Raw genomic sequence first — 16,051 nt, forward strand, 5'->3', positions numbered from 1 at the left:
GAGGAATAAAATTTATTGTGTTTAAGAGGGTTAGTGGGATAATTTTAGTTATTGTAGTTATTAGTGTTAATTTAACAGAATGTGCTTATAATATTGGAACTGTGTCTAAAAATAATGATGAATTAAAGATAGGAATAACTGTGTACAAACAAGAGGATAAATTTATATCTTGCATGGTAAATGCAATTGAGGAATATGTAATAAAGAAGGAAAATGAAACAAAATCTAAGATAACTGTAAATATTGTTGATGCAAAAGGAAATTCAACATCTCAAAATAATCAAGTAGATAAATTCTTAAGTGAAGATTACGATATTATATGTGTTAATATAGTTGACAGAACTGCAGCTTCTGTAATAATAAATAAAGCTAAAAAGTATAATACTCCAGTTATATTTTTTAATAGGGAACCTGTAGAAGAAGATATCAACTTATGGGAGAAGGTTTATTACGTTGGTGCTAATGCTGAAATATCAGGTGATATTCAAGGTGAAATAGTGCTAGATAAATATAATGAAGATAATTTTAGTGTTGATATTAATCAAGATGGAAAGATACAATATGTTATGCTTGAAGGTGAACCGGAGCATCAAGATTCACTTATTAGAACTGACTCAACTATAAAAAAGATAACGAATTTAGGAATTGAAGTAGAGAAGTTAGCAAGTGATAGTGGAAATTGGCAAAGTTCACAAGCTTATGAAAAAACAACACAATGGATTAATGAATTTGGTAATAAAATTGAAGTAATATTTAGTAATAATGATGATATGGCATTAGGAGCTATATCTGCATTTGAAAATGAAAATATTAATATTGAGGATAGACCAATTATAGTAGGAATTGATGGGATACCAGAAGCATTAAATTGTATTAAAAATGGTACGTTAAAGGGAACTGTTTTTAATGACTATATAAGACAAGCTAAAATAATAGTAGATATTTCTTATGATTTAAAATACAATGAAGATTCTAAATTGATGGAAGAAGTTAATGAAACACATGAATTTAAGACATCATACAAAAAGATAACAAATGAAAATGTAGATAAGTATATAAAAGAAGCAGGGTTAGAAGAGTTTAAATAAGATTTATAACAAAAAACAATAGTTACTGGATATATATTAAGTGTAATCAAATTTTAGGAGGAGAGTTTATGGATATAAGTGAACTTATTAATTTAATTGCAAATGTTGGATTTCCAGTAGCTATTAGTGCATATTTACTAATAAGGCTAGAAAAACAAATACTTACATTAACATTTTCAATAAATAAACTTAACACTATAATTTCAACTAAACTAGGTGTTGTAATTGATAATGAGTAAAAAATAAGGTGTATCTTTTAAGATACACCTTATTTTCTATTTAAACTATATAAAATTATGTTAATTAAGATGTTATAGCATTAGTTATTGGTGGTACAACTTGTTTCTTTCTTGAAAGAACTCCTGGAAGGAATGCACCCTTATCTTTTAATGTAACCTTGAAAGCTTTTTCAACTATTTCAGGTTTGTTACCAGTAACTAGTATTTCAGAACCTTCGTTTAATATGTCTGTTAATAATAACATAACCATATCTAATCCAGCTTCTTTAGCCTTTTGATCCATGTAGTTTAACATTTCTTCTTTTAAAGGCATGAATCCTTCAATATCCATTGTATTAACTTGAGCTATACCAACTTTAGTATCTTCGATAGTAAATGGTTTAAAGTCAGAGTTAAAGATTTCTTCAACTGTCTTACCTTTTAATGAAGTACCAGCTTTAAACATTTCTTTAGCAAATTCTTCTATGTTTATATCAGCAATTTCAGCAAGTTTCTTGCAGATATATTGATCTTGTGGAGTACAAGTTGGACTTCTGAATAATAATGTATCAGAAATTATTGCACCACATAAAAGTCCTGCAGCTTTTCTTGAAGGTCTTATTCCACTTTCAAAGAAGCATTTAGCAACTATAGTTGATGTACTTCCAACTGGTTCGTTTCTAAAGTAAATTGGATTATTTGTTTGAATATCAGCAACTCTGTGGTGGTCGATGATTTCTAAAACTTCTGCATCTTCTAATCCATCAACAGATTGACCTCTTTCATTGTGGTCAACTTGAATAACCTTTTTCTTATGGTTAGAAATTAAGTGGTATCTAGAAACAGTACCAACAACTCTTCCGTTTTGATCTAAAACAGGGTAGCTTCTAAATCTAGTTTCACTCATAATTCCCTTTATATCATCAACTAAATCATCAGTTGTAAAAGAAACTATGTTTTCTTTAACCATAACATATCCAACAGGGATACTTTGAACTATAAGTCTTGAAGCAGTAAATGAATCATGTTGAGTTACTATAACAGTTACACCATGTTCTTTAGCCAAACTTACTATTTTTTCAGATGGAGCATATCCACCAGTTACTATCATTAATGAAATATTAAGATTTATTAATGCTGCTTGAGCTTCTTCTCTATCACCAACTATAGCAATGTCACCTTCGTCTATATGACCAGACATTGTATCAGGTTGCATAGCTGTAACAACTATTTTACCAGGGAAGTGATTTGTCTTTTCATTAACGTAAGAAACTTTAGCAGATAAAGTATCAATAATATTATCTAATGTTGTATTACTTTTAGCTAAGATTCTGTTATCCCAGATATCCATATAACAAGATGTAAGATTAGATACTGCTAGCACTCCTAAAAGATGATCATTTTCATCTGCCACAGGTAAAGTTTTAATATTTTTATCTCTCATTATACTCCAAGCTGTTTTTAATGAGATTTCAGGAGATACAGGACTTATGTTATCGAACTGTAAGTCTTCTACCTTTAATTTAACAGTTTTTAAAAGTCTTGGAGCTTCAGCATTGAAGTAATCTAATATATATTGAGTTTCTTGATTAGGATTACCTAGACTGCAAGCAACAGTTTCAACGTCACCAATTTTGTTTTTGAATTCAGCATATGCGTAAGCTGCACATATTGAGTCTGAGTCTGGATTCTTATGACCAGTTACATAAATTATATCTTTCATGCAATACGCCTCCTAAGTATATTTAAGTATAAAAGATTTTATCTGATGGCTAGCCGTTGTAAAACTCCTACCTTTTCAGATGGAATATAACAACGTACATGCCCATAGATAACGAATTCTAGTCTTAAAACAGATTTAAAAAGCCATCTTAAGCTAAGAATTAAATTTATACATATTTTCGCATACTACTATTCTATATTTCTGAGGGGAATTTGTAAATAAAAATGTTATGTATAGAAAGTATAAATTTTACTTAAATATTCATAGTATTACATAAACATTAATATATATATACAAGAGTTCTTAAAGAGGAGGAAAAAGGGTGATACAGGAAAAAGAATTTACTAGAGGGTTAAGTACTAGAGAAGCGGAGAAAAGAATTAAAACTTACGGGTTAAACGAACTTAAACATAATAAGAAAAAATCACCGATTTTAATTTTTTTATCTCAATTTAATGATTTCTTAGTATGGGTATTAATAGGTGCAACTATTATATCAGGCTTTATAGGGGACAAGGCTGATGCAGTAACAATACTTATCATTGTAATTGTAAATGCAATATTAGGATTTGTTCAGGAGTTTAGAACTGAAAAGTCATTAGAAGCGCTTCAAGAATTGGCGGCTCCCACTTGTAAAGTTATTAGAGATGGGAATATTAAAGTTATTAATTCAAAAGAATTAACAATAGGTGATTTAGTTGTATTGGAGGCTGGTGATAGAATTCCGGCTGATGGAACATTTATTGATGCAGCTAATATGGTAGTTGATGAATCATTGTTAACCGGGGAATCAGTTGGTATTTCAAAGGATACAGTTAAGGGTAAAAATACTGGATTTATGGGAACGATAGTTCTAAAAGGTAGAGGACTAATAATAGTGGATGCTATTGGAATGAAAACTGAGATGGGAAAAATAGCTAACCTTTTGGATAATATAGAAGAAGAAAAGTCACCACTAAGGGAAAGATTAGATTCTTTAGGGAAAATTCTTGTTGTAATGTGTATTGTGGTATGTGTAATAGTTACTGTTTTAGGAATAATAAGAGGAAATGATATAACAGAAATGTTCCTTTTAGGAGTTTCATTGGCAGTTGCAGCTATACCAGAAGGATTGGCAGCAATAGTTACCGTAGCGTTAGCATTAGGTGTTAGCAGGATGTTAAAGAGAAATGCATTAGTTAGAAAATTACCAGCTGTTGAAACATTAGGATGTACATCTGTAATTTGTTCAGATAAAACAGGAACGTTAACTCAAAATAAAATGACGGTTAAAGAGATATTAGCTAATGGAAAAATATATGAATTAGATAAGGAAAAACTTAGTGATTGTGAAAAATTAAAAGAAGCATTTATTTATTGTAATGATGCAAATTATAATTACGAAATAAAAGATATTGAAAAGGCTGTTATGGGAGACCCTACAGAAACAGCGTTAGTTAAGGCATTTTATAAAGACACTAAGGAACTAGAAAAATTTATAGCAAAAAGTAAGAGAGTTTATGAGATTTCCTTTGATTCTACAAGAAAGATGATGACTGTTATAATGAACGAACATGGAAAAGAAACTTGTTACATGAAGGGCGCTCCAGAAAGGGTATTAGAGAAATGTAACTTTGTATTAGAAGGTGGTAAAATAAAGCCATTAACAGCTCAAAAGAAAAAGCAAATATATAACTATATAGAAGCTATGTCTAATAGAGCATTAAGATGTATAGCTGCTGCATATAAGGAAGAACATATAGTTAAAAATGAATCTGTAGAAAGTAATTTAGTATTTTTAGGTGTTGCAGGTAGCATGGATCCTCCAAGAGTAGAAGTTAAAGATGCAGTTTTAAAATGTAAGATGGCAGGAATTCAACCTATTATGATAACAGGAGATCATAAGAATACAGCTTTGGCTATAGCTAAAAGTATTAATATTTGTAATTCTGATGATCAAGCAATAACTGGTGACGAATTAGAAAAAATCTCTGATGATGAATTAGTTAAAAAGGTAAATAAAATAAGGGTATTTGCTAGAGTATCTCCTAATCATAAGTTAAGAATCGTTAGAGCATTTAAAAAGAATAACAATATTGTTGCCATGACTGGTGATGGTGTAAATGATGCTCCAGCCATAAAGGAGGCTGATATTGGTGTTGCTATGGGTATATCAGGTACTGATGTAACTAAAGAAGCAGCAGCGATGGTATTAATAGATGATAATTTTGCTACTATTGTTTCAGCAGTTGAGGAAGGAAGAGTAATTTATGATAATATAAGAAAGTTTATAAGATATTTATTATCATGTAATTTAGGTGAAGTTTTAACAATGTTCTTAGCTTCATTATTTTATTTACCAAATCCACTTACACCTATTCAAATTTTATTTGTAAATTTAGCTACTGATGGATTGCCTGCTATTGCTTTAGGGGTTGATCCTCCTGATAAGGATATAATGAGACAAAGACCTAGAGATAAAAATGAAGGTATTTTTGCTAGAGGGCTTTGGGAAAAAATAATAGTAAGAGGATGCTTAATTGGTATTTGTACTTTATTATCATTTATGTCAGGAAGATATTATGGTATGGATTTAGCAACTTGTAGAACTATTACATTATGTACATTAGTTATGTCACAGCTTTTACATGTATTTGAATGTAGATCAGAAAGACATTCAATATTTGAAATAAATATATTTACTAATATATATTTATTAGGAGCTGTATTAGTTTCTATAACAATGATATGCTGTATATTATATATTCCTTTATTGAGTAGTATTTTTAATACTGTAGCATTAAATTTAGGACAATGGTTATTAGTATTATTCTTCTCAGGAGTAATTTTCTTAATTAATAGTGTATATTTATTAATTAAGTCTAAGAAATAATAATAGCATACAATTTCCTGATTATATAATTTATAGTCAGGAAATTTTTGCTTAAAAATAATATATTTAAACAAAAAAAGTGAAAAATATTAAAATTAAAATGTTTATAAGAAAAAAACACTTGTACATCATAGAGACACATGGTAAAATTTTCTTATGGTAATTCTTGCTTTAAAATAAAAAATTAAGGGTGAGTACATAAATAAAAAATAGGGGGTGCAAAAATGAATTTTATAAGTACAAGAGGAGAGGAGGGAGCAATTTCATCCTCCAAAGCAATTATAAAGGGTATTGCGAATGATGGTGGATTATATGTTCCCAATGAATTTCCTAAAATATATGACAGATTAAAAGAGAAAATGGGGCTTTCTTATATTGAACTGGCATATGAAATTATAAAAGAATTTTTTGGAGACATAGGAGAAGAAAATTTAAAAGGGGCTATAGACAGGGCTTATAAAGGCAAATTTTCAGTAAGAGAAGAAAATGACTTTTTAGAGTTATATCATGGACCGACATCTGCATTCAAGGATGCCGCACTTCTTTTCTTACCACAAGTAATGAAGGAAGCAAAAAAGTTAAATAATATTAAGGATGAAATAGTAATATTAACTGCAACCTCAGGAGATACAGGGAAAGCAGCATTGCAGGGGTTTAGTAATGTTGATGGATTTAAAGTTGTAGTTTACTATCCAGAGAATGGCGTAAGTGCTATTCAAGAAAAGCAAATGGTAACTCAAGAAGGTAATAACGTAAAGGTAATCGGAATTAGGGGAAATTTCGATAATGCACAAAGTGGAGTTAAGAAAATATTTGGGGATATTGAATTTAAAGAAGAATTAAAAAATAGGGGCTTTTTATTATCTTCAGCTAATTCAATTAATATTGGAAGACTGGTACCACAAATAGTTTATTACTTTTACGGTTACTTTGATTTAGTCAATAAGCAAAAAATAAAAGAGGGCGATGAAATAAATGTAGTAGTTCCAACAGGGAACTTTGGAAATATATTAGCAGCTTATTATGGTAAAAAAATGGGGCTACCAATAGGCAAATTAATATGTTCATCTAATGAGAATAATGTATTAACAGACTTCTTGAATACGGGGCTATATGATAGAAGAAGGGAGTTAATATTAACAGAATCTCCATCAATGGACATTTTAGTGTCTTCAAATTTAGAAAGATTAATATTTGAAGCAAATGATAGAGATGCTAAAAAAACTAAAGTGCTTATGGAAGAATTGAATGAAAAAGGGGCTTATTCAATTTCCAGTGCAAGCAAAGCATTTTTAAGTGATTTTTATGGAAATTATGCTGATACAGATGAAGTGTATGAAGCAATTAAAGAAGTTTATAATAATGAAAATTATCTTATGGATACACATACTGCAGTTGGGTATGTAGTTCTTAATAAGTATAGAAAAGAAACTGGGGATAGCAGACAAGCGTTAGTAGTATCGACTGCAAGTCCTTATAAGTTTCCAAGAAGTATCTGTAAGGCTTTAGAATTAAATGTTAGTGATAAGGATGATTTTGAAATATTAAATTTATTAAATGAGTATACTAATGTTGAAATTCCAAAGAATTTAATGGGGCTAAACAAGAAAAAAGTTCTTCACAGCACTGTATGTGATAAAGAAAAAATGAAAGATAGTTTACTTGAATTTTTAAAGGAGAGTAAAAGTGATTAGGGTAAGAGTACCAGCGACATCAGCCAATTTGGGGCCTGGCTTCGATTCGTTGGGAATCTCCTTAAGCATATACAATGAATATGAATTTTCACTAAAAGATGAAAATAGATTATTTTTTGAAGGTGTTGAAGAAGAATTCCAAAATGAAGATAATATAATTTATATGGCGATTAAAAAAGTTTTTGATAAATATAACTTTAAATTTACGGGATTAGGGATTAAAATAATAAGGCAGGATATCCCAATATCTAGAGGCTTAGGTTCTAGTTCAAGCTGTATAGTAGCTGGATTAATGGGGGCATTTGCATTAATGGGAAAAGAAATAGATAAAGATGAAGTATTAGCTTTAGCTGTTGAAATTGAAGGTCACCCAGATAATGTATGTCCAGCTATTTTCGGAGGACTAGTTTCTACAGTAATGTCTGATGATAAGAAACCATTATATAACTGTATAAATGTTAAAGATGGTGTTAAGTTTGTAGCATTAGTTCCGAGGTTTAAGCTTTCAACTGAAAAAGCAAGGTCAATATTGCCTAAGGAAATTTCATTTAAGGATTGCGTTTATAACATAGGAAGGGCTGCCTTGTTAATATCTGCATTTGCAAATGGAAAGTATTCCTTATTAAGAGAAGCAACTAAAGACAGACTTCATGAAAAATATAGAAGCAAACTTATAGATAATTTTGAAGATTTATACAATAAAGCGATAGAGTTAGATGCATTTGCATGCTTTTTAAGTGGTGCAGGTCCAACTTTAATGTCAATAGTAGATAAAAATGATTTAAATTTTATAAATGAAATTTCAAAATTTATTAATGAAAATAATTTAAGTTGGGATATCAAAGAATTAATGATTGATAAAAATGGGGCAAAAATTTTGAAAGGTGAATAAGCATGAACGGAGACTATTTGGTTATTGATAAAAAGGTTTTGCCAGAAGTATATGAAAAAGTGATTGTAACTAAAAAGATATTACAAGAAGGTAAGGTTAAGGAAATTACTGAAGCTACTAAGTTAGCTGGAATAAGCAGAAGTGTTTATTATAAGTATAAGGATTATGTATTTGAATTTTCTCAAATGTCTAATGGAAGAAAGGCAACTTTTAATATGATAATTGGTCATCAAAAGGGAGTTCTTTCAAATATACTTAACTTTATTTCAGAACACGATGGAAATATACTAACAATTGATCAAGGTATTCCAATTAACAATTTAGCTAATTTAAGTTTAACTATTGATATATCATCAATGAAAATTGAATTAAGTGAAATGCTAGAAGATTTAAAAAGTCTAGAATATGTAGATAGAGTAGAATTTATAGCTATGGAATAAAATATAATAACCTCTTAGGCCATTCTAATTATTGGATTGACCTAAGAGGTTTATTTTGATAGAATGTAAAATTAATATGAAATAACTTTTCCTAATGTCAAAATTGTAAGTTCAATTTATAAACTGAATTCTTATATTAAGATGGAGTGCTACAATAGCTAGCAATGAGATAAAATTAAGATTTTAAATTTTACCTATGATGTAAATACTAAAAGAAAGGAGTGATTGTCAATGAATGTATATTTTGATAATAGTGCTACTACTATGCCTTATGATGAAGTTATAGATGAAGTAAGTAAAGGTATGAAAGAGTACTTTGGCAATCCATCATCATTACATAAAATTGGAATGAAGTGTGAAAAGCGATTAAATGAAGCTAGGGAGTATTTTGCATCTACCATTAAATGCAATAAAGATGAGATTTATTTCACCTCTGGCGGAAGTGAGGGTAATAACCTTATTTTAAAAGGCTTATTAAAGCCAGGTCATCATCTAATAACAACTGCTTTTGAGCATCATTCAATAATTAGTACATGTAAGTACCTAGAAGAAAAAGGTGTTAAAATTACATATTTAGATGTTGATAATGAAGGAAGAATTTCATTAGAAGATCTAGAAGAAGCTATTAATAAAGATACAGTTTTAGTATCAATTATGCATGTTAATAATGAAATAGGTGTTGTCCAAGATATTGAAGCAATAGGGAAATTAATTAAAGAAAGAAGTTCAAGAGCTAGATTTCATGTAGATGCAGTTCAAGCCTATGGAAAACTACCTATTGATGTTAACAAAGCTAAAGTTGATTTTTTAACAACAGCAGCTCATAAAATTCATGGTCCAAAGGGTGCAGGATTTGTTTATATAAAAAGAGGTATTGTATTAAATTCTTTAATTTCTGGTGGTGCACAGGAAAAAGGTTATAGAGCAGGAACGGAAAACTTACCAGCAATAATAGGATTTGAAAAAGCAGCTAAAATAACTTTTGAAAATATGGACGAAAGATATAATCAAACTTTACAATTAAAAGAATATTTCATTAAGCGATTAGAAGAAATAAAAGATATTAGAATAAATAGTAAAATTGATAAATTTAGTCCTTATATTTTAAATGTTTCTTTTTTAGGAGTTAGGGCTGAAGTATTATTACATTTATTAGAAGAAGAAAATATTTTTGTTGCAACAGGATCTGCATGTACTTCCAAAAGTAGTGCAGCTCATGGAAGTTATGTAATAAAAGCTTTAGGGTTAAATAATAGAGAAGTAGAGTCAGCTATTAGATTTTCATTTTCAAATGAAAATAAAAAAGAAGAAGTAGATTATACAATTGATGTTCTGAAAAAGTCATTAATGTTTTTAAGGAGAGTAAAACGATGAATAATAAGTTAATTTTAGTGAAGTATGCTTCAGAAATATTTTTAAAAGGATTAAATAGAGGAAAGTTTGAAAGAAAATTAAAAGAAAATATAGAAAAAAAGCTTTCAGGATTACAATTTGAATTTGTAACGGATCAAGGAAGAGGATTTATAAAATGTGATGATATAGAGGCAGCAGTAGAAAGAGTAAGAAAAGTATTTGGTGTTGCTGAAGTTTGTGTAGTTACTCAAGTTGAAAGAGATTTAACTGCAATTAAAGAAGAAGCATTAAAAAAAGTTAAAGAAGCTAATCCGAAGACCTTTAAAATTGAAACTAATAGAGCAAATAAAAAATTCCAATTAAATTCTATTGAAACATCAAGAGATGTTGGAGGCTATGTACTTCATCACTTTGGTGAAGGTTTAGATGTAGATGTTAAAAATCCAGAATGCTTAGTGAATGTTGAAATAAGGGAACATGCTTATGTATTTACTAGTAAAGATAAGATAAAAGGTGTGGGTGGATTACCATATGGAATGAATGGTAGTACTATGTTAATGCTATCAGGTGGAATTGATTCTCCAGTTGCAGGGTACTTAATGGCTAGAAGAGGTGTAGAGTTAAATTGTGTTTATTATCACAGTCATCCATATACTTCAGAAAGAGCTAAAGATAAGGTTAAGGAATTAGCTCAAATACTTTCAAACTATACAGAAAGAGTTAATTTATACATAGTTCCATTTACAGAAATTCAATTAGATATAATGGAAAAATGCAGACAAGATGAATTAACTATATTAATGAGAAGATTTATGATGAGATGTGCATGTGCTTTAGCAGAAAGGTATGGAGTACAATCAATTGCAAGTGGGGAAAGTATTGGGCAAGTGGCAAGTCAAACTATGGAAGGTTTAATAGTTAGTACTGATTGTGCTGATAGACCTGTATTTAGACCATTAATTGCAATGGATAAGGGAGATATAATGGATATTGCCAAGGAAATAGGCACATATGATACTTCAATATTACCATATGAAGATTGTTGTACAATATTTGTTCCAAAGCATCCTAAAACTAAGCCTCAATTAGAAGCTATGAGAAAAGCAGAGTCTGTTCTTGATGTAGAAGCAATGGTTAATAAAGCTATTGAAGAAACTGAATTAGTAGTATTTTAATTTGCTTTGAATATAAATTTCAATAAGAATAGAAAATGTAGTCATTTGTAAAGTGATAAAAAGAATATATGAATAATATTAAAGGAACTACTTTAGGGTAGTTCCTTTAATATTTAGTAGATATTAAGATATTTATAGCGAAAAGAAAGAAAAAACTATTCAAAAGTATTATATATTTTATATAATAATAATAGATAATGATTTAAATTAATGACGAAGTAGATTTTATAAGATGATTATGTTAGGAGAAGAGCATATGGCTACATTTATAATATTTTTAGTAATAGTACTAATTGTTATGGTTATATATGGAAAAGAAATATTTAGAGGCGGTTTTGAAGTAAAGGTAGTAAAGTTTTTACCTTTGGGAATTTTTAAAGAAGACAAAAAGAAAGATATCAAGGCATATGGTGGAGAAGATAGTAAGATAGGTAATAGCCAAGATAGTATTAAAGAAGAACATATTAATAAAGAAAAAGAGAATTTACATAATAATATATCAAAAGAAAATGAGGTAGAGATAAAAGGGAATGAAATAGAAGTAAAAGAAATTGATAGTGATGAAAGAAACGTAGAAATTCATGAAAAAGAGGAAGAGAAAATTTATGTAGAGGATGAGGCTATCAATATAGCTGATTTAATAGAAGAAAAAGATAATAATTTATTAAATAAAGATGAAATTGTGTATTGGACACCTAATGGAAAAACATATCATTCTAAGAGTACATGTAGAACCTTATCAAGAAGTAAGATAATTAATAGTGGAACAGTAAATGAAAGCGGAAAAGATTTTAAATGTGAAAATTGTAAATAAATGGTTACAAATTGATAACTTCCTTGAAATTATTATGCTATAAAGTTAAAATTAACTTAATATGCCAATATTAGGAGGAAATAATGCTTTCAAAATTTAGTGTTAAAAAACCATTTACAGTTTTTGTTTCAGTAATATTAGTTGTATTACTAGGAGCAATATCATTTACAAAAATGACTACAGATTTATTGCCGAGTATGGACTTACCATATGTTGTTGTTATGACAACATATCCAGGGGCAAGCCCTGAAAAGGTAGAACTTGCAGTTACTAAGCCCCTAGAGCAATCACTTGCAACAACAAGTGGAATTAAAAATATAAATAGTATTTCTAGTGAAAATTCAAGTGTTATAATTTTAGAATTTGAGCAAAGTGTTAATATGGATAGCATCTTAATTGAAATGAATAGTTATATTGATTTAGCTCAAGCACAGTTTGATGATGATGTTCAGTCACCTATGGTAATGAAGATGAATCCAGATATGTTACCTATAATGGTTGCTAGTATAGATGTTAATGGATTAGATACAAAGGAAGTAACTAAGATTGTAAATGAAACAGTTATTCCCGCCTTTGAAAAAATTGATGGGGTAGCATCAGTAAATTCAACAGGATTAGTGGAAGAAAAAATAAAGATCCAATTAAATCAAGAAAAGATTGATTCTATTAATAATAAGGTACTTGCTAGTGTTGATGAAAAGTTAGCAGAAGGAAAGGCACAATTAGATGATGCAAAGAATCAATTAGAATCAGGAAAGAATAAATTAGAGACTCAGGGAAAAGAGCAAACAGCACAGCTTGCAGAAGCAAGTGCAACTTTGGAAAGTGGGAAAACACAATTAATTGAAGCAATTAATAGCTTATTATTAGCTCAAAATGATTTAGAAAATCAAAAGGCTGATATAGAACAGAAAAAGAACTTGTTGGACAAGTTCTTAGAAGCACAACAAGGAGTAGGAATTGAAATATCTGAAAAGGAGCAAGAATTATTAAATGAATTAACTAGTGGGTTAGAGGCAATTAATTCAGGAATTTCAGAAATTACTACTAAAAAGGGTGAATTAGAAACACAACTTACAGGATTAGCTGATAAGGAAAAAGAACTAGAATTAGGGAAGTTAACTTTAAATCAAGAATTAAGTAAAGCTTCTGCACAACTTACAAATAGTGAAACTGAACTAAATAAAAGCATAAAAGAATTCGAAGCATCAAGGGATGAAGTATATAAGAATGCAGGAATAGGAGAAGCACTTTCGGCTTCAACTATATCAAATATTTTGAAGGCAGAAAATTTTTCAATGCCAGCTGGATACATTCAAGAAGAGGAAGAAAAATATTTAGTTAAAGTAGGAGATGAATTAACTTCACTAGAGGAGTTAGAAAATCTTTTATTATTTAATATTGATGTTGAAGGAGTAGGAGATATATATTTAAAGGATGTTGCTGAAGTTTCATATACAGATAACTCGGATGAAATGTATGCTAAGATAAATGGCAATGATGGAATAATATTATCTTTTCAAAAGCAAAGCACCTATTCTACATCAGAAGTATCCAATAAAATTAATGATACTATAGAGGAATTACAAAAAAACAATTCGGATATGCATATTACAGCACTGGAAGACCAAGGAATATATATTAATATTGTTATTCAATCCGTATTAAGCAATTTAATCTTAGGTGGTATATTAGCAATAATTATATTATTACTGTTTTTAAGAAATATAAAACCAACAATAATTATAGCTTTTAGTATTCCAATAAGTTTATTATTTGCATTAGTAATGATGTATTTTAGCGGTGTAACAATGAATGTTATATCGTTAGCTGGTTTAGCATTAGGTGTTGGTATGCTAGTTGATAACAGTATTGTTGTTATAGAAAACATATATAGGTTAAGAAATGAAGGTATGCCAGCAATTCAAGCAGCTGTTAAGGGAGCAACTCAAGTTGCAGGAGCAATTTTAGCATCAACATTAACTACTATTTGTGTATTTTTACCTATAGTATTTACTGAAGGTATATCTAGGCAGTTATTTACTGATATGGGATTAACTATAGCATATTCGTTAATAGCGAGCTTAATTGTAGCATTAACATTAGTACCTACTATGTCATCTACGTTGCTTAAAACAACAGTGGAAAAAGAGCATAAATTTTTTAATAAATTTATAAACATATATAGTAAATCACTTAAATTTGCATTAAGATATAAGCCAATATTTTTAATTTTGGTTGTTGTATTACTTGTTAGTAGTACAGTAATTTCAATATCGCGAGGAAGTTCTCTTATGCCTGAAATGGATAGTACTCAAATTTCTGTTAGTATGACTATGGATAATGATACAAAAACTACTGATTTAAGAGAGATGAGCAATAATATTATTGATAGGATTTCTGAAATTGAGGATGTTGATACTATAGGAGCAATGCAAAATTCAAGTTCTATGAGTTTAATGGGTGGAGGAGATAATAAATCAATTTCACTTTATGTAATTTTAAAAGATGATAAGAAACTATCAAGCAAAGAGGTTGGGAAATTAATTGAGGATAAAACAAAAGATTTAAATTGTGAGATTAATGTGACCACTTCAACTATGGATATGTCTGCTTTGGGGGGATCTGGAATAAGTCTTTCCATTGAAGGTGATGATTTAGATAAGATTAAAGAAATAGCTAATGATATAGCAGATATAATTAGTAAAGTAGATGGTGCAATTGAAGTATCTAATGGTCAAGAAGATACTTCCTTAGAAACAAGGATAACTGTTGATAAAAATAAAGCTATGGAATATGGATTAACAGTAGCACAAGTTTATCAGGCTGTAGCACAAGAGATATCATTAGAAACAACTTCAACTTCATTAAGTATAAATTCTAGTAATTATCCAGTAATAATAGCAAAAGATAGTAATAATACCTTGAAAAGAGATAATATTAAGGAGCTTGAAATTAAGGGAACTAAGAATGGCAATGAAGAGAAAGTTGCATTAAGTGAAATTGCAACAATTAGTGAAGAAAATGGATTATCTTCAATTAATCATATTAATCAAACTAGAGCTATTACTGTAAGTGCGTCTGTTGATGCAGAACATAATGTAGGAAATGTGAGTAAGGCTGTAGAAAAAGAAATAGAAAAATATGAATTGCCGCAAGGATATACTATTGAAATTGGTGGAGAAAGTGATTCAATGAAACAAGCTTTTGGAGATTTAATACTTATGATTGCAATGGCCATAGTATTTATATATTTAATCATGGTAGCACAATTTCAATCTTTACTATCACCATTTATAGTATTATTTACTATTCCACTTGCATTTACAGGAGGATTTTTAGCATTAATTATTACAGGGTTTGAATTAAATATGATTGCAATCTTAGGATTTTTAATGCTTGCAGGGATAGTTGTTAATAATGGGATTGTTTTTGTTGATTATGTAAATCAGTTAAGATTAGGTGGAATGGAAAAGAAGGAAGCATTAATTGAAGCAGGGAAATCAAGAATTAGACCAATATTAATGACTGCATTAACAACTATTTTAGGATTATCTACCTTAGCTATGGGAATTGGAATGGGAGCAGATATGATTCAGCCAATGGCTATAGTTACAATTGGTGGATTAACTTATGCTACTGTTTTAACTTTATTTATAGTTCCAATTATGTATGATATTTTACACAGAAGAGAGTTGAAACCAATAATAATTGAGGAATCAATTTAGTTTTATCAGTGTAAAGGATAAAAGAATATTATAAGAAATAAAAAAAGAGTCGTA

11 protein-coding genes are annotated in these 16,051 nt (G+C 29.3%); 10 read left to right on the forward strand and 1 reads right to left on the reverse strand.

Going from position 1 to position 16,051, the window contains the following annotated elements; translation table 11 throughout:
- Positions 1 to 17 precede the first annotated feature (17 nt).
- Both I4V63_RS05370 and I4V63_RS05375 read left to right on the forward strand, forming a co-directional pair.
- A complete protein-coding gene (locus I4V63_RS05370; RefSeq protein WP_347707723.1) occupies positions 18 to 1,088 on the forward strand; it encodes a galactose ABC transporter substrate-binding protein in 1,071 nt (356 codons plus the stop codon).
- Between the two features lie 68 nt (positions 1,089 to 1,156).
- Entirely contained in the window at positions 1,157 to 1,327 is a 171-nt protein-coding gene (locus I4V63_RS05375) for a YvrJ family protein (RefSeq protein ID WP_082423883.1), read from the forward strand.
- Between the two features lie 64 nt (positions 1,328 to 1,391).
- Here the strand turns inward: I4V63_RS05375 and I4V63_RS05380 are convergent, their stop codons facing one another.
- Positions 1,392 to 3,029: a putative manganese-dependent inorganic diphosphatase gene (locus tag I4V63_RS05380; RefSeq protein ID WP_196000270.1), complete on the reverse strand. Its 1,638-nt coding sequence runs from the start codon at positions 3,027 to 3,029 to the stop codon at positions 1,392 to 1,394.
- Positions 3,030 to 3,351: 322 nt separating this feature from the next.
- Here I4V63_RS05380 and I4V63_RS05385 point away from each other — a divergent pair, with 322 nt between their 5' ends.
- The 8 genes from I4V63_RS05385 to I4V63_RS05420 all read left to right on the forward strand — a co-directional run bounded on the left by I4V63_RS05385 (position 3,352) and on the right by I4V63_RS05420 (position 15,997).
- Positions 3,352 to 5,901 (forward strand): calcium-translocating P-type ATPase, SERCA-type, encoded by a 2,550-nt coding sequence (locus tag I4V63_RS05385; RefSeq protein WP_196000271.1) that lies wholly within the window; start codon positions 3,352 to 3,354, stop codon positions 5,899 to 5,901.
- A gap of 224 nt (positions 5,902 to 6,125) precedes the next feature.
- Positions 6,126 to 7,595 (forward strand): threonine synthase, encoded by a 1,470-nt coding sequence (gene thrC, locus I4V63_RS05390; protein ID WP_196000272.1) that lies wholly within the window; start codon positions 6,126 to 6,128, stop codon positions 7,593 to 7,595.
- A complete protein-coding gene (gene thrB / locus I4V63_RS05395; protein WP_196000273.1) occupies positions 7,588 to 8,487 on the forward strand; it encodes a homoserine kinase in 900 nt (299 codons plus the stop codon). Before thrC ends, thrB begins: the two co-directional genes overlap by 8 nt.
- 2 nt (positions 8,488 to 8,489) lie before the next feature.
- Positions 8,490 to 8,927, forward strand: coding sequence for an ACT domain-containing protein (locus tag I4V63_RS05400; protein WP_196000274.1), 438 nt, complete (start codon positions 8,490 to 8,492; stop codon positions 8,925 to 8,927).
- A gap of 231 nt (positions 8,928 to 9,158) precedes the next feature.
- A complete protein-coding gene (locus I4V63_RS05405; protein WP_196000275.1) occupies positions 9,159 to 10,301 on the forward strand; it encodes a cysteine desulfurase family protein in 1,143 nt (380 codons plus the stop codon).
- Positions 10,298 to 11,455 carry a tRNA uracil 4-sulfurtransferase ThiI gene (thiI, locus tag I4V63_RS05410; RefSeq protein WP_196000276.1) on the forward strand — a complete coding sequence of 386 codons (1,158 nt, stop codon included), beginning with the start codon at positions 10,298 to 10,300 and terminating at the stop codon, positions 11,453 to 11,455. The genes I4V63_RS05405 and thiI overlap by 4 nt, the downstream gene beginning before the upstream one ends.
- Before the next feature lie 256 nt (positions 11,456 to 11,711).
- Entirely contained in the window at positions 11,712 to 12,269 is a 558-nt protein-coding gene (locus tag I4V63_RS05415) for a hypothetical protein (RefSeq protein WP_196000277.1), read from the forward strand.
- 83 nt (positions 12,270 to 12,352) lie between these two features.
- Positions 12,353 to 15,997: an efflux RND transporter permease subunit gene (locus tag I4V63_RS05420; RefSeq protein ID WP_196000278.1), complete on the forward strand. Its 3,645-nt coding sequence runs from the start codon at positions 12,353 to 12,355 to the stop codon at positions 15,995 to 15,997.
- Positions 15,998 to 16,051: the final 54 nt, after the last annotated feature.

This window comes from Clostridium sp. 1001271B_151109_B4 (assembly GCF_015670405.1).
Classification (GTDB): domain Bacteria; phylum Bacillota; class Clostridia; order Clostridiales; family Clostridiaceae; genus Clostridium.